Source organism: Salinimicrobium sediminilitoris (genome assembly GCF_020866905.1).
Taxonomy (GTDB): Bacteria; Bacteroidota; Bacteroidia; order Flavobacteriales; family Flavobacteriaceae; genus Salinimicrobium; species Salinimicrobium sediminilitoris.
The window spans coordinates 1-20,954 of sequence record NZ_JAIVCC010000009.1 but is presented as its reverse complement, the minus strand read 5'-3'; the positions used below and the strand labels follow the sequence as shown (position 1 = coordinate 20,954).

Annotated in this window: 20 protein-coding genes; 13 read left to right on the top strand and 7 right to left on the bottom strand. The window is 40.5% G+C overall.

Annotation, left to right across the window (positions count from 1 at the left end; all coding sequences use genetic code 11):
* The first annotated feature begins 128 nt into the window (after nucleotides 1–128).
* Together LA313_RS09985 and LA313_RS09980 are read left to right on the top strand one after the other, a co-directional pair.
* Nucleotides 129–1,820, top strand: coding sequence for a M23 family metallopeptidase (locus tag LA313_RS09985; RefSeq protein ID WP_228914554.1), 1,692 nt, complete (start codon nucleotides 129–131; stop codon nucleotides 1,818–1,820).
* An 8-nt stretch (nucleotides 1,821–1,828) separates the two neighbouring features.
* Entirely contained in the window at nucleotides 1,829–4,279 is a 2,451-nt protein-coding gene (locus tag LA313_RS09980) for a TonB-dependent receptor (RefSeq protein ID WP_228914553.1), read from the top strand.
* Between the two features lie 143 nt (nucleotides 4,280–4,422).
* Here the strand turns inward: LA313_RS09980 and LA313_RS09975 are convergent, their stop codons facing one another.
* On the bottom strand, nucleotides 4,423–5,571 hold the full coding sequence (locus LA313_RS09975) for a cysteine desulfurase family protein (RefSeq protein ID WP_228914552.1): 1,149 nt from the start codon (nucleotides 5,569–5,571) through the stop codon (nucleotides 4,423–4,425).
* An 87-nt stretch (nucleotides 5,572–5,658) separates the two neighbouring features.
* Here LA313_RS09975 and LA313_RS09970 point away from each other — a divergent pair, with 87 nt between their 5' ends.
* Nucleotides 5,659–6,603, top strand: coding sequence for a hypothetical protein (locus tag LA313_RS09970; protein WP_228914551.1), 945 nt, complete (start codon nucleotides 5,659–5,661; stop codon nucleotides 6,601–6,603).
* Here LA313_RS09970 and LA313_RS09965 read toward each other — a convergent pair.
* Nucleotides 6,597–7,145, bottom strand: a complete 549-nt coding sequence (locus LA313_RS09965) for a Smr/MutS family protein (protein WP_228914550.1) — start codon at nucleotides 7,143–7,145, stop codon at nucleotides 6,597–6,599. The genes LA313_RS09970 and LA313_RS09965 overlap by 7 nt on opposite strands.
* A gap of 2 nt (nucleotides 7,146–7,147) precedes the next feature.
* Nucleotides 7,148–7,369 (bottom strand): hypothetical protein, encoded by a 222-nt coding sequence (locus tag LA313_RS09960; protein ID WP_228914549.1) that lies wholly within the window; start codon nucleotides 7,367–7,369, stop codon nucleotides 7,148–7,150.
* A gap of 76 nt (nucleotides 7,370–7,445) precedes the next feature.
* Here LA313_RS09960 and LA313_RS09955 point away from each other — a divergent pair, with 76 nt between their 5' ends.
* From LA313_RS09955 to LA313_RS09945, 3 genes are read left to right on the top strand one after another with little or no spacing between them, the layout of a single operon-like run.
* Nucleotides 7,446–9,287, top strand: a complete 1,842-nt coding sequence (locus LA313_RS09955; RefSeq protein WP_228914548.1) for a T9SS type A sorting domain-containing protein — start codon at nucleotides 7,446–7,448, stop codon at nucleotides 9,285–9,287.
* A 5-nt stretch (nucleotides 9,288–9,292) separates the two neighbouring features.
* The gene (locus tag LA313_RS09950; RefSeq protein ID WP_228914547.1) at nucleotides 9,293–9,577 is read left to right on the top strand and encodes a DUF2752 domain-containing protein; all 285 of its coding nucleotides are present in this window, start codon (nucleotides 9,293–9,295) and stop codon (nucleotides 9,575–9,577) included.
* A 12-nt stretch (nucleotides 9,578–9,589) separates the two neighbouring features.
* Complete coding sequence (locus LA313_RS09945) at nucleotides 9,590–9,916, top strand: CCC motif membrane protein (protein ID WP_228914546.1); 327 nt, start codon at nucleotides 9,590–9,592, stop codon at nucleotides 9,914–9,916.
* Between the two features lie 114 nt (nucleotides 9,917–10,030).
* Here the strand turns inward: LA313_RS09945 and rocD are convergent, their stop codons facing one another.
* Nucleotides 10,031–11,275, bottom strand: coding sequence for an ornithine--oxo-acid transaminase (rocD, locus tag LA313_RS09940; RefSeq protein ID WP_228914545.1), 1,245 nt, complete (start codon nucleotides 11,273–11,275; stop codon nucleotides 10,031–10,033).
* A gap of 177 nt (nucleotides 11,276–11,452) precedes the next feature.
* Between rocD and rlmD the strand changes: the two genes are divergently transcribed.
* From rlmD to LA313_RS09925, 3 genes are read left to right on the top strand one after another with little or no spacing between them, the layout of a single operon-like run.
* Nucleotides 11,453–12,865, top strand: coding sequence for a 23S rRNA (uracil(1939)-C(5))-methyltransferase RlmD (gene rlmD / locus LA313_RS09935; protein WP_228914544.1), 1,413 nt, complete (start codon nucleotides 11,453–11,455; stop codon nucleotides 12,863–12,865).
* Nucleotides 12,862–13,350, top strand: a complete 489-nt coding sequence (locus tag LA313_RS09930; protein WP_228914543.1) for a DUF6452 family protein — start codon at nucleotides 12,862–12,864, stop codon at nucleotides 13,348–13,350. The genes rlmD and LA313_RS09930 overlap by 4 nt, the downstream gene beginning before the upstream one ends.
* A complete protein-coding gene (locus LA313_RS09925) occupies nucleotides 13,316–14,014 on the top strand; it encodes a DUF6048 family protein (RefSeq protein ID WP_228914542.1) in 699 nt (232 codons plus the stop codon). The genes LA313_RS09930 and LA313_RS09925 overlap by 35 nt, the downstream gene beginning before the upstream one ends.
* Nucleotide 14,015: 1 nt before the next feature.
* Here the strand turns inward: LA313_RS09925 and LA313_RS09920 are convergent, their stop codons facing one another.
* On the bottom strand, nucleotides 14,016–15,176 hold the full coding sequence (locus tag LA313_RS09920; RefSeq protein ID WP_228914541.1) for a THUMP domain-containing class I SAM-dependent RNA methyltransferase: 1,161 nt from the start codon (nucleotides 15,174–15,176) through the stop codon (nucleotides 14,016–14,018).
* Nucleotides 15,177–15,221: 45 nt separating this feature from the next.
* Between LA313_RS09920 and LA313_RS09915 the strand changes: the two genes are divergently transcribed.
* The 3 genes from LA313_RS09915 to LA313_RS09905 are packed head-to-tail and all read left to right on the top strand — an operon-like array spanning nucleotide 15,222 to nucleotide 17,052.
* Nucleotides 15,222–15,953: a class I SAM-dependent methyltransferase gene (locus LA313_RS09915; RefSeq protein WP_228914540.1), complete on the top strand. Its 732-nt coding sequence runs from the start codon at nucleotides 15,222–15,224 to the stop codon at nucleotides 15,951–15,953.
* Nucleotides 15,953–16,621 carry a ZIP family metal transporter gene (locus tag LA313_RS09910; protein WP_228914539.1) on the top strand — a complete coding sequence of 223 codons (669 nt, stop codon included), beginning with the start codon at nucleotides 15,953–15,955 and terminating at the stop codon, nucleotides 16,619–16,621. The genes LA313_RS09915 and LA313_RS09910 overlap by 1 nt, the downstream gene beginning before the upstream one ends.
* Nucleotides 16,622–16,623: 2 nt before the next feature.
* The gene (locus tag LA313_RS09905; RefSeq protein ID WP_228914538.1) at nucleotides 16,624–17,052 is read left to right on the top strand and encodes a DUF4268 domain-containing protein; all 429 of its coding nucleotides are present in this window, start codon (nucleotides 16,624–16,626) and stop codon (nucleotides 17,050–17,052) included.
* A gap of 14 nt (nucleotides 17,053–17,066) precedes the next feature.
* On the opposite strand, the gene LA313_RS09900 is transcribed toward LA313_RS09905, so the two are convergent.
* The gene (locus LA313_RS09900; protein ID WP_228914537.1) at nucleotides 17,067–18,542 is read right to left on the bottom strand and encodes a sensor histidine kinase; all 1,476 of its coding nucleotides are present in this window, start codon (nucleotides 18,540–18,542) and stop codon (nucleotides 17,067–17,069) included.
* 4 nt (nucleotides 18,543–18,546) lie between these two features.
* Nucleotides 18,547–19,290: a LytR/AlgR family response regulator transcription factor gene (locus LA313_RS09895; protein WP_228914536.1), complete on the bottom strand. Its 744-nt coding sequence runs from the start codon at nucleotides 19,288–19,290 to the stop codon at nucleotides 18,547–18,549.
* Between the two features lie 213 nt (nucleotides 19,291–19,503).
* Here LA313_RS09895 and LA313_RS09890 point away from each other — a divergent pair, with 213 nt between their 5' ends.
* The gene (locus tag LA313_RS09890) at nucleotides 19,504–20,511 is read left to right on the top strand and encodes a hypothetical protein (RefSeq protein ID WP_228914535.1); all 1,008 of its coding nucleotides are present in this window, start codon (nucleotides 19,504–19,506) and stop codon (nucleotides 20,509–20,511) included.
* Nucleotides 20,512–20,954 lie beyond the last annotated feature (443 nt).

Here is a 20,954-nt window from a genome sequence, read left to right as displayed (position 1 = left end):
AATATTTTGAACTCTATTTTAGATTCAGCTTTTAAAATAATTTTAACCTCCTCAAAAATAAGGGTTTAATTTTTGACGCTGGTTTGGTATCTTTAACCCGCTATTAAAAAGTAAAAATTTAAATCTACATGACAAGGTTCATTGCCCCTCTCCTATTTTTATTCAGCTTAACCGTAACCGCCCAGGCTCCCATGGTACCCACAGATTATTTCGACGATCCCTTACAGGTGCCGTTGGCGTTATCGGGAACCTTTGGGGAATTGCGTTCCAACCATTTTCACAGCGGGCTGGATATCAAAACCCAGCAACGGGAAGGGCTCCCGGTTTATGCTTCTGCAGAAGGCTATGTGAGCCGAATTAACGTTGCTCATTATGGATATGGGAAAGCGCTTTACATCCAGCACCCCAACGGCTATACCACAGTATATGCCCACCTGAAGAACTTTTCTCCAGAAATAGAAGCTTATATCAAAAAGCTGCAGTATCAAAATGAGAGTTATGAAGTTGAAGTTTATCCAGGTGCTTCAGAATTACCTGTAGAAAGAGGGGAATTGGTTGCAAGTAGTGGAAATACAGGCGGAAGCGGCGGCCCTCACCTGCATTTCGAGATAAGAGATGGAGAGCAACGACCAATGAATCCCTTTTTGTTTGGAATCGAGATAGAAGACACACGAGCGCCAATCGTTTCGGGGGTTTATGCGTATCCAAAAGGAGAAAATGCTCATGTAAATGGTTCTGCCCAAAGACAGAAACTAAGATTAATTCCGCAGCAGGATGGGTCATTTAAGGCAGAGGCAATCGAGGCTTGTGGCGAAATTGGCTTCGGGATCAATACCGTAGATCAACTTAATGCAGCTCCAAACCGCAACGGGGTTTACCGGATAGAAACCGGGGCAAACGGAGAAACTCTTTTTCAGGCAAATTTTGAAAGGTTTTCTTTTAGCGAAACCCGTCACCTCAACCAGTTGATTGATTATGGTTACTACATCCAGAACAACAGCCGAATCCAGAAGCTGTTTGTTGAACCTTCGAACCCCCTAAGCATCTATAGGGAAGTAAATAATCAGGGGTTTTTGAATGTCAAAGACAGCCTTTCTTATAATTATACCATTAAGGTGAGGGACTTTGCAGGAAATGAGCGAATTGTAAATATCCCTATTGAAGGCAAACACAGGAACGATATTATAGAAGATCCATCAAACATTACCGAATTCTTTGTGCCGGCAAATACCGGGGCACAGTTTGAAAATAACGGCATTGATGTATACATACCCAAAAATAGCCTTTACCAGGACGCTTATCTTGATATTTCTTTTGAAGATGAAAAGGTTAACCTGCACGAGGATGTGATCCCCCTTCACACCAACATAAGCATTGGTTTTGATGTGAGTAAATATAGACCCGAAGACCGGGAACAAATGTTTATTGCACAACTCAACAAATGGGGAAACCCCAGTTATTCCACCACTACAAAAGACGGGGAGAGATTTACAACCAGGACCCGAAGTTTTGGCACCTATACCCTGGCACGGGATACCCAGGCTCCCAAGGTTGTACCGATCAATTTTAAGGACGGCCAGTGGATCTCGGGGAACAAAGATCTGAAGGTGAAAATATCCGATGACCTTTCGGGCATTAGCAGCTATAGGGCTACAGTGAATGGGAAATTCATTCTTATGGAATATGAATACAAGCGAAACCTGCTCACTCACGATTTCTCGGACAATGTCATAACCGAAACCGAAAACCAATTGAGGATCGAAGTAATTGATAATGTAGGAAATACCACTATATTTGAAAGTACCTTCTTTAGAAAATAGATCTTCGGTTGAGAAAACTTATTCCTTTTGTACTGTGCTGCCTGCTTTTCTCATTCAGCTTATGGTCACAAACCGCAGTTATACAGGGAATTATTCTCGATGAAAACCTACAGCCTGTCTCCGGTGCAACAATCTCCTGGAAAACCAACGGTGTAGCGAGTAACAATAACGGCTTCTACCAATTAGAGCTTCCCGCAAACCGGGAAATCGAGCTAACGGTTGCACATATTGGTTTCAAAAATGTCATTTTCAAGACCTTTTTAAGAGCAGGAGAAATCCTGGAATTTAATCCGGTTTTAAGCAGCCGGGTTGAACAAATTGGGGAAGTAGTCCTTAGGGAAAGAAGAGAAGAGTTCTCCGGAATCACCACTATTGATCCCGAAACCATTCGCAGCCTTCCCGGGGCAAATGCCGGAGTGGAAAACCTGCTCAAAACCCTTCCCGGAGTAAGCTCCAACAATGAACTCAGCACCCAGTATTCGGTGCGGGGAGGAAATTACGACGAGAACCTGGTGTATGTTAATGGAATAGAGGTTTACCGGCCTTTCCTTATCCGTTCGGGGCAACAGGAAGGTTTAAGCTTTGTCAATCCCGATCTAATTCGCAATGTACATTTCTCGGCAGGAGGTTTCCAGGCCAAATATGGCGATAAGCTTTCTTCGGTCCTGGATATTTCATATCGTCGCCCCGTGGATTTTAAAGCCTCCCTGGATGCCAGCTTACTTGGAGTAAGTTTGGCCGCGGAAGGAGTCTCAAAAAATGAAAAATTCAGTGTTCTTGCAGGGATAAGGTATCGCGACAACAGCCTTCTGGTAAAGGCAAGAGAAACTGAAACCAATTTTGAACCTCTCTTTGCCGATGCTCAAATAAATTTGATCAACCGCTTTAGCTCCAGATTTGAAGTAAGCTTTTTAGGTAACGCTTCTTTAAATGATTACAGTTCTAAACCTTTAACACGGCAAACAAACTTTGGAACTCTCCAGGATCCCCGAGCCCTGATCATACATTATACCGGGAGAGAAGAAGACGTTTTCGAAACCCTTTTTGGAGCAGTCAAAGCCTCCTATAAGATCAATAAAAATTTCACTGCCCATCTTATGACTTCCGCTTATCATACCCGGGAAAAGGAATATTATGATATTATTGCGCAGTACCGGCTCGGGGAAGTCAATATGAATATAGGGGAAAAAGACTTTGGTAAAGTGGAATTTTCTGAAGGTGTGGGAGAACAACTCACCCATGCGAGAAATAAACTGGATGCTCTTATTTTAAACATTAAACATACTGGTAATGTTAATATTAAAGACCATAACTTAAACTATGGAATTAAATATACTAATGAAGATATTCGTGACAGGATAAGGGAATACGAGATCATAGATTCTGCCGGATTTGCACTGCGGCCTCCCCTGCCAAATTTCAAAAACAATCAGCCATACGAACCTTTTGATGCTCCTCTTGAACCTTTCATATCAATAAGAGGGTTTAACGAAACCCAAATAGATCGATTTCAGACTCACTTGCAATGGAGCCACCGCAGGGATATGAATGATAATGAATTATGGTTTAATGCCGGAATAAGAAGTCATACTTGGATAGTTTCTTCTGAAGAGTATTCTGCTGAACCTAAGACCGTAATAAGCCCCAGACTGCAGTTTGCCTTTAAGCCTGATTGGAAGGCTGATTTGCTCTTTCGCCTGGCCGGGGGAATATACCACCAACCACCTTTTTACAGGGAACTGCGCAGTCACTCCGGAAGCCTTAATCCTGAAGTGGAAGCGCAGCAGGCATTGCACCTTGTCTTGGGAAATGAATTCAGCTTTAAAACCTTCGAAAGGCCATTTAAGCTAACTTCTGAAATCTACTATAAGGATATGGACCATGTCAATCCCTATACTCTTGAAAATGTTAGGATACGATATGCTGCCGAGAATAATGCTGAAGCCTACGCTTATGGTCTTGATCTTAGGCTCAACGGAGAGTTTGTTCCCGGAACAGAAAGCTGGCTCAGCTTCGGTTATTTAAAAACAGAGGAGAATATTAATGGCAAAGGTTTTATCGCCCGGCCAACAGATCAACGCTTAAAATTTGGATTGTTATTTCAGGATTATGTCCCTACCATGCAAAATCTCAGGATGTATCTAAACCTGGTTTACAACACCGGTTTGCCTGGTGGCTCTCCTGCCTACGCCGATCCTTATCTTTACCAATCGCGCCTCCCCGATTACAAACGGGCAGACCTCGGACTTTTCTACCTGGTCAAAAGTGACAGATCCAGGGAAGATTTTTTAAGAGGCTTTAGAGAAGTTTCCATAGGTCTCGAGATCTTTAATATTTTCGATACCCAGAATTCAATCACCAATACTTTTGTGAGGGATGTATATACGAAAACGCAGTATGCAGTTCCTAATTATCTTACCCCAAGGATCTATAATTTGAGAATAGGGTTCAAACTTTAAAGTTTCTTATTTTCTCCCCTCCACCGGATGGGTAGCCGTAGGTGGGTGTGGGTTACCTAAGAAAATGTCACTAAGGAAGAAGTTCCAAGTGAAAATCTGGTGCTTGAAATTTGAAATTTGAAATTTGGGGGTAAAATCCGCTTTTATTTCTCAATAAACTCCTTTAGTACCGTAACAACATATTCCGCTTCTTCTTTGGTATTATACCTCGAAAAAGAAAACCTAAGAGAAGGCTTTTTCAAATCATCTTCAGAAAGAAAGGCGCTAAGGACGTGTGAGCCCTGATTGCTTCCGCTTTGACAGGCACTTCCTTTGGAGCATGCAATACCGTGTAGATCTAACTGAAACAACAACATTAAGGCTTTCTCCTGAGTCATTGGCAAACAAACGTTGATAAGAGTATAAGTGCTATTATCAAAATCATCACATTCGCCGTTAAATTTTGCCTCGGGAATCTCCTTTTTCAGAAGGTCAATAAAATACCTTTTTAGAGAGGTAACATATTCTTTTTCTTCCTCCAGATTTTCATAAGCCAGCTTTAAGGCCTCTTCAAGACCTACAATGTTATGTACAGCCTCGGTTCCGGCACGGAACCCTCGCTCCTGCTCACCTCCAAAAATTAGTGGCTGCAGGCCGCTGTTCTTTCTTATATAAGCAAACCCCACACCTTTTGGGCCGTGGAATTTATGAGCACTAACAGCAGTAAAATCAACTTGTATTTTGGAAAGATCGAGTTCATAGTGGCCAATGGACTGCACGGTATCCGAATGGAACAGCGCATTGTATTTCTTACATAAATCGCCTGTTTTCTTGATGTCCAGAAGATTTCCCACCTCATTATTTACATGCATCAGGCTTACTAAAGTTTTCTCTTCAGAAGCATTAAGTAACTCCTCAAGATGCTGCAGGTCTACTCTTCCGCAGTCATCAAGGTTAACATAAAGAATTTCTGTGCCAAAAACTTCATGCAGCTTATTCAGGGTGTACAGCACCGCATGATGTTCAATTCTGGAGGTAATGATACGCTTCACACCCAGGTCTCTTACAGCCGAATTCAATATAAGATTATCGGCTTCTGTGCCACCCGAGGTGAAGATAATTTCCGAAGCTGCCACATTAAGTGTCTTCGCCACTGTTTTTCGGGCCTGTTCTATAAGCGTTTTCGCACTGCGACCATATGCATGGGTAGAGGAAGGATTTCCATAGACCTCCCGCATCACCTGGGCCATGCGGTCTACCACTTCCTCGCGGATTTGCGTGGTTGCGGCGTTATCAAAGTAGACTTTTCTCATGGTCCACAAAAATAACAGAATTAAAATAATTTAGGCTTATCTCTGTTAAATTATATATTACTTTTAATTTTGCTGAAAACCCGTCCTATGAAAAAATATGTTAGCCTTGTTTTTGCAGCCCTACTGCTAAGTTCGTGTAATGACGGGGAAATTATTGTGACCGATTTTAATTTTGACGATCCACAACTCAACTGGTGTGGAGATACGCAATCACAGGTGCTTTATAAACTCAATAATACTGGTGTTAATGAAGCCATAGCCCTAAGGTTTGAACTTGATACTCCTAACGAGCAGTTCTTTTTAAAAGAAGAAGGCCAACTCGAGATCTCTTTAAACGAAACTACAAACCAGGTGATCTACAGGGTTTTTGACGGGGAAGTACAGAAAAGTTATTTCTGCAATGAGATCCCGCCGGTTTCTCCCAAGGTGACCGAGGAATACAGGAGCACCACAGGAGGAGAAGTTGTGATCACCTCTACTCTTAGCAATGCCACCGACCATGATGGCGACGGAGTTCCTTCTGCAGACGAAGGGATAGAATCTGGATTGGATACAGATGGGGATGGAATACCAGATTACCAAGATGTCGATGATGACGGGGATAATATTCTTACACGTGTAGAAAGAGAGATAGAAGCCGAAAATACAGTAAACACCTATGGAGACTCCGATAACGACGGTATCCCCGACTATCTTGATGCAGATGATGATAACGACGGAGTACCCACAAGGAATGAGGACTGGAACCTTAACTTAAATCCTGCCGATGATCAAAATGAAGAAGGGTTAGCTCACTATCTTAATCCAGATATAACAGATTCTTTTACGGTAGAAGGAGTTAGAGAGAATCGCATTTCAAGAAGCTTTAGGTACCTGGTAACCATCAACAATCTTACACTTGTGAACCAGGGAGGAGACGGAGAGCAGATTCGCCTGCAGGATTATGAGCTTGGCGTGATCACTTCCCCAACTGAAAATATACTCATTGAACCCACAGATGGTGAGGAAAACGAAGAGGAAGACAATCAATAATTCTGATAAAAATAAACCTCGGTAGCTCCCAGTCCGTACTTTTGGTAATCAGCATCATAAAATTTTAGGTTGTCGTACCTGTTGAAAAGGGTTTCCAGTTCGGCTTTTAAAACCCCTTCCCCAACTCCGTGAATAAAAACAACTTTCTGGATACGCTTGCTCATCGCAAATTCCAGTTGTCTTTTTGCAGTGTTCATTTGGATATTAAGGATCTCGAAATTCGAAAGTCCGCCAGATTTTGGCACCAGTTTTCCTATGTGCAAATCCACTTCCATGGGAGGCTGGTTTCGTTCCTTTGGCTTTACACGAGTCGATTTTCTTTTTTTAAATGACTCTTTTTCCTTAATCACTTCCGAAAAATTTTCTACCTCGGGCGGGAGAATATCGGGCAAAGATGCTCCAATCCTCACTAAATCCTTCTCGTCAAAAGACATTAAAAAACCTTCAGAAGTTTCAATTGCTACCTCGGCACCTTTAACAGAAATAACCTTTCCTTCAAGATCTTCATCCAGCACTGCCACTTTATCCCCGGTTTTAAACATGACTATAAGGAGTTGTTGTTATTTTCTTCTTCCTTTTCCTTTTTATGATCATCCTTGGTGTCAACCCAAAAATTTGTGGCGTTATAGAGGCCATACATCAGGAAAACTATTCCCAGGATCATCATATAAACATTTCTTTCCTCTCCTGCAATTTGAAAAATAAGGATAGCACCACCTATTAGTATTAGCATGGAATTAATGAATTGAGAAGAAGGCTTTTTCATAATAATTTGTTTACCAGATGGTTAAAATCAAAAAAAGAATAGTAACTTGATTACTTATGCTGCAAATTTCGGTAAAATGAGAGGATTTTTGTTAGTTACTCTATCATTATTTATTTTTCAATCTGTTTTAGGGCAATTGAGTGTGGCTCCTTCCAACAACGGGCAAAAAAATACGTATTTATATATCAATGACGATCTTCTCTTTGTAAAAAATGACCTAAGGTTGGGGAAAAATCCTGCACAGGGGAAGGAATCCTCCATTTATTTGCGCTCGGGAGCTCAATTAATTCAGGGAGAAGAGCAAAATAAACCTAATTCCGGTGACGGGAGCATTTCGGTATTTTCCGAAGGCAGCACCAATGCTTATGACTATAATTACTGGAGTTCCCCTGTAATTGATCCCGCAAATGGTCTTTTTGGGATCTCGCTGTTGCACTCCCCTGTTTCTGAAATTAATAGCAGGCCGGCTCACCTTACCAACGCCTTAAATGGATCGGCAAATCCTCTTACTATCTCCACCAGCTGGATCTATACCTTTAACGGCAACAGTTACTCTCAATGGAATTTGGTAGGCGGCAATACAATTATTCCTCCGGGATATGGTTTTACCATGAAAGGCACAGAGGGTCATGATCCCACTACAATCAATGGCAGAGAAAATAATCCTGGTAATGCACAGCGATATGATTTTCGCGGGCGGCCTATTTCGGGTCGAATAGAAATCCCAACTGCCCGGGATGTTTATATCCTGGTAGGAAATCCTTATCCTTCAACTTTTGATTTAAGTCTTTTCCTGCTTGAAAATTCCGGAACTGGCACTCTAAACACCACATGCTATGGATATCTGCCCCGGCGTAATGTCACCACTGGTATTGCTTATTTCTGGGATTCTAAAGAGAATGGCACTTCTCATTATTTAGAGGATTATGTAGGAGGTTATGGCGCTTTTAGTCCGGTAGATCCTTGTACCGATGGAATTTACGAGCCTCCTGTTCTTAAAAAAATAAACGGAACAGAAGAAGGCAAGGGAAAAGATTTTAATCGCAGATTCCTTCCCATTGGTCAGGGATTTATGGTTCAGGGAGCCGAAACAGGGAATATTATCTTCAAAAACTCTCATAGAAAAGCACGATCAGAAGAAAAAGAACCGGGCACCGGGACAGCAAGTATTACCGAGAAAAAACATACGCACCTGGAGAACAATACTGTCCTTCCACGAATTCAGCTGAAAGTTTCCGTAAATGATCAATACGAAAGAAACCTAAGTGTGGCCTTTTGGAATGAAGCCACCAAAGGAATTGATGCAGGAATGGATGCTGAAGCTTTTCAACTTGCTCCTACCGATGCAGGTTGGCTCCATGGGGAAAACAGTTTTGTCATTGACGTTCGACCATTTAATATTTCCGAAGAGATCCCGCTCTTCCTACAGGTCAAAGCCCAGCTTTCAAAAGTGACATTTTCACAGGGAAATTTTGAAAACACTTCAGTTAACGAACTTTTCATTGTGGACACTCAAACAAATGATTATTTTTCTATTAAAAAAGAACCATTAACTTTAGAGCTGCAACCGGGAACTTATCACGGGCGTTTCAAGATTGCTTTTGCAGAGAAAATTCCGCAGGAGGAATTACCCACGATATTTTTTGAAGATGAAGCAGTGCCCGAAAAATTTAGTGTAGTTCAAAATAACCATCTGGGAGAACTACAAATTATTAGCAACGACCAATTCCCGGTAAAAGCGATTGGAATTTTTGACCTGCAGGGAAAAAGACTGTTGTACCGCACCAGCTTTGACAACAAAAGGTCTGTAGAAATCTCAACCCGGCTCTGGTCAAATGGTTTGTATTTAGTGAAAGTAATGAGTATGGACAATAAAAGAGTGATAAAAAAGATTTCTGTCTATAATAATAACTTTTAGCTTCTATGGAAGAATTTATGCTTCCCTGTTTAAATAAGCAGCTTTTTGGCGTTGATTGTCTTGGTTGTGGAGCCCAGAGAGCACTTGTTCTGGTTTTCCAGGGAGAGTTTTCGGCAGCCTTTAAAATGTTTCCTGCCATCTATACTATTCTTATCCTGCTTCTTTTTCTCTTAACAAATTTATTTCTGAAATTCAAAGGGGATTTCTACGTCAAAGTCGCCCTTATTTTGCTGAACGCCTTGATCATTATTGGCGCCTACTTCTATAAAATGAGTTTTTTGATTAACTAACCAATATAAATTATGGAAAAACCAACCTTACCCAATTCAACTCTAATCTTAATTTTCGGAATTCTATCTATCCTAACCTGCTGTTGCTGGGGAATCATTGGTCTTATCTTTGGAATCGTGGCTCTTGTGCTCGCCAAATCGGCAAAACAAACCTATATGGCCGAACCAGATACGTATTCCGGTTACAACAATGTAAAGACAGGGAGGATCCTTGCCATTATTGGAATTGTTCTATCGGCAATTTACCTGATTTTAAACATTATCCTTGTCGCAATCTACGGATGGGATGGAATGCAGGAAATGATGATGGAATCTATGGAAGTTTACCAGAACCAGTAGTTTTAAGTGGTCAGTATTCGGTGCTCAGTGTTCAGAACCTTGAACTTTGAATAAATAAGAGGGGCAAAAAATGCTATTTTTCGCCCCTCTTTTTTGTTTAATGCTCTTCAGGAATTATTTCTCGAATTCCTTAAGTGTCTTTGTGATGATATCAACACAATCTAACAATTGCTCTTCGTTCATCACCAACGGCGGAGCGAATCTAATGATGTTCCCGTGCGTAGGTTTTGCCAACAATCCATTTTCCTTAAGTTTCATGCAAATATCCCAGGCTGTAGAACTGTCTTCGGAATCATTGATCACAATAGCGTTCAACAAACCTTTACCTCTCACCAGGTTTACAATATTTGAACTGCGGATATAATCGTCAAGTTTTCTTCTGAAAAGATTTCCGAGTTTTTCGGCATTTTCAGCAAGTTTCTCGTCTTTTATGACATCCAGGGCAGCCATCGCTACTGCACAGGCTACAGGGTTTCCTCCAAAGGTGGAACCGTGCTGTCCCGGCTGTATCACGTTCATCACATCATCATTGGCAAGTACCGCCGAAACAGGATAAACTCCGCCGGAAATCGCTTTTCCAAGGATAAGGATATCTGGTTTTACATTTTCGTGCTCAACTGCGAGAAGTTTTCCGGTACGGGCAATTCCCGTCTGCACTTCATCGGCTATGAAAAGTACATTATGCTTCTCACAAAGCTCTTTTGCGCGGGTAAGGAATCCTTCCGAAGGAACATATACTCCGGCTTCACCCTGTATTGGTTCTACAAGGAATCCGGCGATATTGCTATTGCTTTTAAGCACTTCTTCCAGCGCCTCGACATCGTTATAAGGTATCTTGAGGAATCCGGGAGTGTAAGGGCCAAAGTTCTTACGTGCTCCTTCGTCATTTGAGAAAGAGATAATAGTAGTGGTCCTTCCGTGGAAGTTATTTTCACAAACAACAATTTGTGCTTCAGTTTCCTCTACCCCTTTTTTCTCATAGGCCCACTTACGTGCAATCTTTATGGCAGTTTCAACAGCCTCGGCCCCTGTGTTCATTGGGAGTAGCTTATCAAAATCAAAATACTCTGACGCATATTTCTCATACTTCCCTAAAATGTCATTATGGAAAGCTCTTGATGTAAGGGTAAGTTTTTGAGCCTGTTCTGTCATCGCCCCCACGATCCTCGGGTGACAATGCCCCTGGTTAACAGCCGAATAAGCCGAAAGAAAATCATAGTATTTTTTCCCTTCCACATCCCATACGTGCACACCTTCTCCTTTTTCCAGTACTACCGGAAGCGGGTGATAATTATGAGCACCATATTTGTCTTCTAATTCAATCGCCTCCCGGGAAGAAATTTTTTCTGAAACCTTCATTTTAATTTTTTTTACAATTACTAAAAAATAAATTCCTGCTTTTCAAAAACACCAATTAAACCGGGTATTTTGAGGAGAGAAATCATCCTGAATTCAGAAGTCGCAAATTACTAAATGTTTCCTGATTTTTTAAGGCTTGCGCCCAATAATTCTTAGCTTTTATCCTATTTTTGCGCCATGGCGAGAAAGAACAAAAACAAAGAATTTAAGAACCTGGAAGTCATAGATGCAGGTGCAAAAGGAAAAAGCATAGCAAAGGCTCCAGATGGCAAGGTGATCTTTATTGGAAATGCGGTGCCGGGAGATGTGGTTGATGTGCAGACTACCAAAAAGAAACGTGCTTTTTACGAGGGTACAGCTACTAAAATCCATGAATATTCAGATAAACGAGTAGAACCGCCCTGTATCCACTTCAGTGTTTGTGGAGGCTGCAAATGGCAGTTCATGGGTTATGAGCACCAGTTATTCTATAAACAAAAGGAGGTTTTAAATAACCTAACCCGCCTGGGAAAAATTGAATTACCTGAAGTCACTCCAATTCTTGGCAGTAAAGAAATTTACTTTTATCGCAATAAAATGGAATTCTCCTTTAGCGACAGCCGCTGGCTAACGCAGGAAGAGATACAAAGCGGCAAGGATATCGAAGACAGGGATGCCCTTGGATTTCATATTCCCGGCATGTGGGATAAAATTCTTGACATTAAAGAATGTCATCTTCAACAAGCTCCAAGCAACGGGATTCGCAACAGCATTAAAAAGTTTGCCGTTGAAAATGATATTCCGTTTTTCAATACCCGGGATCAAAGAGGAATGTTGCGTACCTTAATGATAAGGACTTCTTCCACAGGAGAGATCATGGTGTTACTTCAGTTTTTTGAAGAAAATAAGGAGAAGAGAGAATTGCTTCTTGATTTTGTTGCTGAAGAATTTCCGGAAATCACCAGCCTTCAATACGTCATTAACCCAAAGGGAAATGATACGATTTACGATCAGGAAGTTATTTGCTATAAAGGGCAGGATCATATTTTTGAGGAGATGGAAGGTCTTAAGTTCAAGATCAACGCAAAATCTTTTTATCAGACGAATTCTTCCCAGGCATACGAGCTTTACAAGATCACTCGGGATTTTGCCGGTTTAACCGGAAATGAACTGGTTTACGACCTTTATACCGGCACAGGTACAATTGCACAATTCGTAGCTGCAAAAGCGGGAAAAGTTGTAGGTGTTGAAGCAGTGCCAGAAGCTATTGAAGATGCTAAAGAAAACGCCCGAAACAACAATATTTCCAACACCGAGTTTTATGTTGGAGACATGAAAAAAGTATTTACCGCGCAATTTGTGAAGGAGCATGGTCATCCAGACGTTTTGATCACCGATCCACCACGTGACGGAATGCACAAGGATGTGGTTGCACAAATTATTGGTATCTTGCCTCAGCGAATTGTTTATGTAAGTTGTAACTCGGCCACCCAGGCAAGGGATCTTGCCCTGCTGGACGAACATTATAAAGTAACAAGAACTCAGGCAGTAGATATGTTTCCACAAACCTTTCACGTTGAGAATGTGGTTTGTTTAGAAAGAAGATTATGAATAGGTTCCAAAAATGGCTTTTTTTAGGAGGTTTTTTTGTCTTGACCTTGGGATGTCAACGAGATGATATTTGTCCCGAAGGCACCGAGACCACTCCCCTTTTGGTAATTGAATTTTACGATCCTTTGGACCCTACCCGGCTAAAAGCAGTTCCAAATTTAACTGTTCGCGCCAGCGGAAAGGAAGAAATATTGCTGGGACCCGAAACCGTAAACACAATTAGTATCCCATTAAGGACCAACGAAAACTTCACCGAATATATCTTTACCACTAATTCCAATAGCAACGAAGAAAACCAGGATATAATATCTTTTACATACTCTCCGGACCCCGAGTATCTCAATCGTGCCTGCGGATATAAAATAAACTACAACAGCCTTGACGTGGCAGTTAATGCAGATGAGGATAACTGGATAATTTCAGAAACTATTATACAAGAAAGCGTTGAAAATGAAACAGAAGCTCATATATATTTTACTCATTAGTTTTGGGTTTCATTCTTCTGCAGTTTTTGCCCAACAGGAAGAGGCTACAGACACTGTTGATGCAAGAGAAAAATACGGACTACGAGTAGGGATCGACCTTTCAAAACCATTGAGGACATTTTTGGAGGAAGACTATGAGGGTCTGGAGATCAAAGGGGACTACCGGTTGTATGAAAGAATTTATCTGGCAGGGGAAATTGGAAATGAACAGAACGTAATTTCCGAACCCAATGTTACTGCTTCTGCCAAAGGAAGTTATATGAAGCTAGGTGCAGACTACAACTTTTACGAAAACTGGACAGGAATGCAAAACCTCATTTATTTTGGGGTACGCTATGGATTCGCTACTTTCTCGAGTGAACTTGAGGAATTCTCAATATACAACAGGAACCCCTATTTTGGACCCGATGTAAGAACAGAATCCCGGGAATACAATAATCTTACTGCAGGATGGGCAGAACTACAATTAGGAGTAAAAGTGGAGGTTTTAAACAACCTCTATCTCAGCACCCGTGTAGAGCTCAAGAAAAAGATCAATGAGACCAAGCCGGGGAATTTCGATAACCTCTATATCCCCGGATTTAATCGCACTTATGACGGCAGTAGCCTTGGAGTAGGTTATGGCTACTCCATTTCCTATTTGATCCCTCTTTATAAAAGGTAGATTAAGCCTCCTGTTTTTTTGCTTTTTTAGAACCTTCGTAGATCTCGTATTTGAGCAGTTTGGATTCCAGGGAACCGTTAAATAATTTGATCTTTCTTGAAGGTCTAAGCCCTACATGTTTGATTGCCTCAAGATTTGAAGTTATGAACCAGGCATGTGTGCCGGGATAACTTTGTTTAAGGGTATCTCCAATGGCCTTGTAAAATTCAGGCATATTTATTTCTAAACGCTCTCCGTAAGGAGGATTAAACACCATGTGTAAATGCCTTTCGGTTTGCTTTTCAGTCTTAAAGAAATCCTCGTGTTCTACAGAGATAAATTCTGAAAGATTGGCATTCTGAATATTATCCTTAGCCTTTTGAACAGCCGAAGGTGCTTTATCATAACCCTTTATAGTGAAATGGAAATCCCGGGCCTTCTTTAATACCGACTCCTGTATCTTTTCGAAAAGATCTTCATCCCAGTCCTTCCACTTTTCAAAACCAAATTCTTTTCGGTTAAGATTTGGAGGGATATTACAGGCAATCATAGCAGCTTCAATTAAAATGGAACCACTACCGCACATAGGATCCATAAAATCGCACTGTCCATCCCAACCCGAATGTAACAACATTCCTGCTGCCAAAACTTCGTTTATAGGTGCTATATTGGTAGCTGACTTATAACCCCGTTTATGTAACGACTGCCCCGAACTATCCAGGGAAACCGTACAAAATTCTTTTTCAATATGGATGTTTATTCGCAGGGATGGGTAGTCCAGATCAATTCCCGGCCTCTCCCCTGTTCGATCTCTAAATCTGTCTACTATGGCATCTTTAGATTTTAGTGCCACATACTTTGAATGGGTAAATTTTTCAGAATGTACTGTTGCGTCAATTGCCAGAGTTTGATTGGCATCCATAAAATCTTCCCAGGAGATATTATTGATCTCACGATAAAGATCCTCTTCAGAAAAGACTTTAAATGTAGTAATGGGCTTTAACACCTTTATGGCAGTACGCAGAGAAAGATTTGCTTTGTACATAAAGCCTTTGTCCCCGTAAAAAGACACAGACCGCACCCCTTCCTTCACGTCTATCGCTCCTAAATTCCTTAATTCTTTGGCAAGTAACGGTTCAAAGCCAAAAAGAGTTTTGGCTACCATTTTAAAATTATTTCCCATTTGTAATTTTCTGTGAGACGCAAAAATACATTAATTTTGTAGGATATGGAATTAGCAGCAAATAAGTGGTTTTCTTCATGGTTTGACACTCCCTATTATCATATTTTATACAGGAACCGCGGTGACGAAGAGGCTCAGGAATTCATGCAGAACCTTGTACGTTTTTTAAAACTCCCTAAAGGTGCCAACATACTGGATCTTGCCTGCGGTAAAGGAAGACATGCAGTTTATTTGAATAAACTCGGTTTCAGTGTTACAGGAGTAGATCTTTCAGAAAATAGCATTTCATATGCCAGACAGTTTGAAAATGAAAATCTGAAGTTTCACGTTCACTGTATGTGCAAGCCTATGGGAGAAAAATATGATGCTGTATTCAACCTTTTTACGAGCCTGGGATATTTTGAGGATGAAAGGGAGAACCGGGAAAGTATCGTTGCCATAAAAGAAGAAATTAAAGAAGGTGGTTGGGGAGTCATCGATTTTATGAATGTAAAGAAGGTGATCAATAACCTGGTCGCTTCAGAAGTAAAGACCGTAAAAGGAATTGATTTTCATATTTCCCGAAAAGTAGAGGATGGCTATATCCTGAAAGATATAGAATTTGAAGATGAGGGAGAGGAATATGCCTATACCGAGAAGGTAAAGGCACTTACCCTTGAGAAGTTTCTTTATTATTTTGATATTGCCGGAATTGAACTTGTGCACACCTTTGGGGATTATCATTTAAACCCATATGATGAAGTAAATTCCGATCGCCTAATACTTGTCTTTAGATAATGTTATATATACTGCCATTGCTAGCGGTAGTAATAGGATATCTTATATCTCTATTTCTTAAGCCTTCTTCCTCGACAGGATTCCAGTTGTTACTTTCTTTTAGTGGTGCCTTTTTACTTTCGGTAACGGTTTTTGAAATGTTACCCGAGGTCTACAGTTCCGGTTATGACAAAGTAGGGGTCTTTATAATGGTAGGGCTGCTATTGCAGATTTTCCTTGAATTTCTTTCCAAGGGTGTGGAACACGGTCACATGCACCACAATAGAAAATCTGCAAAATTTCCTTTCCTTTTGCTTTTCAGTTTATCCATGCATGCTTTACTTGAGGGATTCCCGCTGAAGAACAGTAGTGATCTACTTCATGGAGTTGTAATACACAAAATTCCCGTAGCAGCTATACTTGCTGCATTCCTATTCCACTCAAAAATAGGGAAATTTAAAGCCTTTCTTTTTCTGGCTATATTCGGCTTAATGACCCCGCTGGGAAGCTGGATCAATGAGAATTTTCCCATTACTGAAGCTTATTCCTCCTATATAAATGCCATGGTGATTGGTATTTTTCTTCATGTTTCGACTACAATTCTTTTTGAAGCCTCAAAAAACCACAGCTTTAATGCAACCAAACTCGGGGTGGTCATTGCGGGAATATTACTTGCTTACTTTCTTTAAACATGTACAGCAGGGAAGAAAGTAAAAAGGTACGTCAGGAATTCTGGATTAGCTTCGGAAAAAATTATCCCCGAAAGTGGCTTTTGTATAACACCAAAATTAAAGATTTCTCTCTGAAATTCACCTTCACCCGCAGACTTGCTGAAGTTTCTATAGACCTGGATGCAACAGATGAGATCCTGAAGTTGTATTACTTTGAAAAATTGCAAAGTCTCCAGGCAATCTTGAAAGATGAATATTTGCCAGATGCTGTTTTAGCTGAAGCATATGAACTTGACAATAGAAAAATTATCTCTCGTGTTTACGTCACTAAAAATGGTGTAAACATCCATGACAAGAAGGATTGGCCCATCGTACAGGCATGGTTAGCCGAAAAAATGGATGCCCTGGAAAGATTCTTTTTAGAGTACAGGGATTATATTGAGCAGTAAGATTAACTTCTCCCTTAACTAAGAGGAATCCTTAATTCCACTCGTGTTCCGGGGTTTTCTTTTTCAGGATTTAGTTCGGCATAAGTCAGAGAGTAGCTCCCTCCATAATCTTTATAAAAAATTTGTAATCTTTCTTTAGTGATCTGCAAACCAACAGATCTTCTTTGGTGGAATTTTTGCCGGTTAATTTCTTTGGACCTTTTCATTCCAATACCATTGTCCTCTATTGCTATTTTTATCTCCTTCTCACTTTCCTTTTTGACAAGAATTGTAAGCTGCTTCCGGTCAACAAGAGGAAGGCCGTGCCAGATGGCATTCTCAACAAAGGATTGCAGGATAAGGGAAGGCACCTTTATCCCCTGCAGGTCCAATTCTTCTTCAATTTTAACTGTAAAATTAATCTGATTATCAAACCTGATATTTTCAATGTTTACATATAACTGGATGGTTTCTAATTCTTCTGTCAAAGAACTTATTTTCTCCCGGGTAGCGTCAAGCACTTTCCTAATGAACTTTGAAAACTTATTCAGATAGTAAACCGCATTTTCCTTCTCATTATTAATAATATATAGTTTAATGCTGTTAAGGGAATTAAAGATAAAGTGCGGATTCATTTGGCTACGCAGGAAGTTGACTTTTAGCTCTGCCAGTTCGCGCTCATATTGAGCCGTCAATTTCTCAATTTTATCCCTTTCTACCTGTTTGCTTAGGATTTCCACATTGGCTTCCAGCTTTTGCTGCACCTTTGATCTGAGCTTTTCATTTTCTTCATTTTGTCTTATGAGCTCAAGCTTTGCCTGCCTGTTTTCCTGTAAAAGCAACTTCTGCTTATGCCCCAGTCCCAAAGAAAAAAACAGATTCTCAAAAATACCTGCAAGAAGAAAAAATCCAGAAGCTATCCTAAAATTATCCCTTCCCATGTTGAGTTGATAAACCAGTACAGGTCCCAGCCAGCCGAGAAAAAGGATCAAAGAACCAATAATAAGATAGAACCTAAGTGGAATTGGTTTTTTTAGAATGGGATAATAGGAGAGAACAGCCAGGATAGGCATATAAATAAGAAAGAAATTATAACCTAAATATCTTAAATGGGAGCCACCAACAAAATATGAGATAAGGTGTATTAGAATGGCAATTCCTAAAAAAATCCAGTTAGCACCCATAACATATTTATTCCAGCGCGGTGCATTCCTTTTCATTTCCAGAAAGCTGTATGCGAAGAAAAGATATACTACAAAAGTGACCTCTGTAAGCAGGTACATAAATTCACTGAAATAGGTGATGTATATTTCATGATATCTTCCACTACTAAACCTAAAGATCGAAAACAAGACCAGGAAGAGATATAGGCTGTAAAAAAAATAGGACCTTATCTTTTGCTGAAAATACAATAGGAAATGGTATACCGCCAAAATAGAAAGAACTCCTGCGAAGAAAGTGAGCAGGCCGCTTTGAAAAGGTTGACGTATAATATCTATAAGTTCTTCCAAAGCTTCAGGTTCCAAGAAGTTCGAGTAAATGAGCTTTTTTTGAACGGGAAACAGGAATGTTGGACCCGTCCCTAAGGATCAAATATTGTCCGTCACTTTTTATAAATTCTGATACGCAATCGAGATTCACGAGGAAAGAGTGATGTGACCTGTAAAAGGAAGGGTTATCTATTAATGCCTCCACCTCTTTGATCTTCTTCGAAAGCACTTCCTTCTTTCCGCCTTCCATATAGACTTCCGTATAGTTTCCGTCCGATTTGCAGTACATGATATCTTCACTGGAAACATATATTGTTTTATCCACAAAAGAAAGCGGGATCTTTTTAGAAGCAGGTTGTTTCCTCATATCCTGCATGATATTCCGAAGTTGTTCTCCAAGCCTGTTGTTCTTCTTTCTATCCAGAACTCTTTCCGCAGCAATTTTTAGATCATCGGAATCTATGGGTTTTAGAAGATAATCCACTGCATTTTCTTTGAAAGCCTGCAAAGCATAGTTGTCATATGCGGTGGTGAAGATCAATTCAAAATTCCGAAACTTCAGACTGTGCAATAACTGAAATCCATCCATTTGTGGCATTTCAATATCCAGAAAAACACAGTCGGGTTTGATAAGGTCTATACCTTTTAAAGCTTCCAGCGGGGTGAGATAAGTAGCACAAACTTCTATCCAGGGACAAAAGGCATTGATCTCCCATTGCAGGCTTTTAACTGCACTTACTTCATCATCAACAATTACCGCTCGTATCATAGGAATAGATTGCATTTTAAATTACAAAAAAGAATGTAATATGAGTAAGGTGAATTTACTACTGGTAGTTGTAAAGGTATAAATTGCACCATCCGGACTGCAGATAGAAGGATGACCGGTTATAAAACAGATCACCCGGAGTATACACTGCCAGCTCAAAAACCCCGGTTCTCAACTTACCTTTAAGTCATTAACCATTTAAAATATAAGATCATGAAAGAACTACAATTAATTACCAAACACTTATTTGGCAAAATGTTCCTCTTCTTTTTATTAACCGTTTTTACAATGGGATGTGAAAAGGAGGAACTAGATACAGCCAATCTTGAAGTTGCAAACGCCAGTGTAAAATCTATGAACACAGTGAAGATAACCTCTACAGGAATGAACTTTATTGCACCCGATGAGATCCCTTCGGGATGGAATACTTTTGAATACACTAATAATTCCGCTGCACCTCACTTTTTTCTCCTTGTAAAAGTCCCAGAAAATATAACTCTTGAACGCTATAGTACAGAGTTAACCATCCCGTTTAACGAGTGGTTATGGGAATTAACCAATAACCCGGAGGCTATTCCAGATTTTCCGGACTGGTTTAGTCAGACATTGAATTATGGGGGATCAGGTATAATTGATCCAGGCCAGACTGCGGTAACCTCAATAAATTTACCACCAGGAAATTACATTATGGAATGCTACATAAAGATGCCTGGTGGTGGATTTGAGAAACCGGGAGGAGTATTTCATTCTTTTCCTGTAAATGAAACTACCGGAATGGTAAAGCAATTGACGGTTACCACAGAAAAAGCTAAGGAAAAAGAACCAAAGCCAGATATTACAATTGATATAACAATTAACAATGGCTATGTAATAGATAACGAAATTAACCGTCCCGGGTTACATACCTTTGCTGTAAACAATGAGGGTGGACTTACTGCGGATGTACATCTGGTAAGATTTGATGAAGGAACTGAAGAGAATTTAGCACAATTAAATTCCTGGATGTTCTGGATGAATAATCTTGGAGCCCTAAACGAAGGAATGATGACTCCGGCACCGGCAGGATTTACTTTCTTAGGCGGTGCTCAAGAACTGTCTGCTGGTGGAACCACGTATTTTCAGGCATTGTTAAAACCCGGAAACTATGCCTTTATAGCTGAATGGCCTGATTCAATGGCTAGTGGTTACTACCATGAATTTGAGGTAGGAGGAAAAAAATAACAGAAATCTCTTTTTAAGAGATCGTTGAAAGCCGGTACTGTTTGGGGGACAGTGCCGGTTTTCTTTTATTCCAGATTCAAAATTTGGAATCCTGTAAAGTTGGAACATACTGCAAATTATTGTTTCCACCCATAGAATAGACCTCAAAGGTTTTTGAAACCTGTGAGGTCTAGATTGTGAACTTGGGACGTCCTTCGAACAAGTCTCCCGGGAAGAAGGAGCTGAAAAATGCTTCCTTTTGATTTTTTCCGGAAAGCAGACCCTCCCCGTCCGCCAATTGGCGGACTTCCCCTCCCTGGAATGGAGGGGAGATGGCAGTCGTATCTAATTAAAATTTATTCCATAAAAAAACCCTTCATCAAATGAATGATGAAGGGTTTAAAAGAAAGGCGGCGACATACTCTCCCACAAGATAGCAGTACCATCTGCGCTAACGGGCTTAA

Excerpts from the sequence above, each read along its gene's own strand:
- LA313_RS09985 (WP_228914554.1), top strand. The coding sequence starts at position 129 with ATGACAAGGTTCATTGCCCCTCTCCTATTTTTATTCAGCTTAACCGTA.
- LA313_RS09975 (WP_228914552.1), bottom strand. The coding sequence starts at position 5,571 with ATGAGAAAAGTCTACTTTGATAACGCCGCAACCACGCAAATCCGCGAG.
- LA313_RS09970 (WP_228914551.1), top strand. The coding sequence starts at position 5,659 with ATGAAAAAATATGTTAGCCTTGTTTTTGCAGCCCTACTGCTAAGTTCG.
- LA313_RS09965 (WP_228914550.1), bottom strand. The coding sequence starts at position 7,145 with ATGTTTAAAACCGGGGATAAAGTGGCAGTGCTGGATGAAGATCTTGAA.
- LA313_RS09960 (WP_228914549.1), bottom strand. The coding sequence starts at position 7,369 with ATGAAAAAGCCTTCTTCTCAATTCATTAATTCCATGCTAATACTAATA.
- LA313_RS09955 (WP_228914548.1), top strand. The coding sequence starts at position 7,446 with ATGAGAGGATTTTTGTTAGTTACTCTATCATTATTTATTTTTCAATCT.
- LA313_RS09950 (WP_228914547.1), top strand. The coding sequence starts at position 9,293 with ATGGAAGAATTTATGCTTCCCTGTTTAAATAAGCAGCTTTTTGGCGTT.
- LA313_RS09945 (WP_228914546.1), top strand. The coding sequence starts at position 9,590 with ATGGAAAAACCAACCTTACCCAATTCAACTCTAATCTTAATTTTCGGA.
- rocD (WP_228914545.1), bottom strand. The coding sequence starts at position 11,275 with ATGAAGGTTTCAGAAAAAATTTCTTCCCGGGAGGCGATTGAATTAGAA.
- rlmD (WP_228914544.1), top strand. The coding sequence starts at position 11,453 with ATGGCGAGAAAGAACAAAAACAAAGAATTTAAGAACCTGGAAGTCATA.
- LA313_RS09930 (WP_228914543.1), top strand. The coding sequence starts at position 12,862 with ATGAATAGGTTCCAAAAATGGCTTTTTTTAGGAGGTTTTTTTGTCTTG.
- LA313_RS09925 (WP_228914542.1), top strand. The coding sequence starts at position 13,316 with ATGAAACAGAAGCTCATATATATTTTACTCATTAGTTTTGGGTTTCAT.
- LA313_RS09920 (WP_228914541.1), bottom strand. The coding sequence starts at position 15,176 with ATGGGAAATAATTTTAAAATGGTAGCCAAAACTCTTTTTGGCTTTGAA.
- LA313_RS09915 (WP_228914540.1), top strand. The coding sequence starts at position 15,222 with ATGGAATTAGCAGCAAATAAGTGGTTTTCTTCATGGTTTGACACTCCC.
- LA313_RS09910 (WP_228914539.1), top strand. The coding sequence starts at position 15,953 with ATGTTATATATACTGCCATTGCTAGCGGTAGTAATAGGATATCTTATA.
- LA313_RS09905 (WP_228914538.1), top strand. The coding sequence starts at position 16,624 with ATGTACAGCAGGGAAGAAAGTAAAAAGGTACGTCAGGAATTCTGGATT.
- LA313_RS09895 (WP_228914536.1), bottom strand. The coding sequence starts at position 19,290 with ATGATACGAGCGGTAATTGTTGATGATGAAGTAAGTGCAGTTAAAAGC.
- LA313_RS09890 (WP_228914535.1), top strand. The coding sequence starts at position 19,504 with ATGAAAGAACTACAATTAATTACCAAACACTTATTTGGCAAAATGTTC.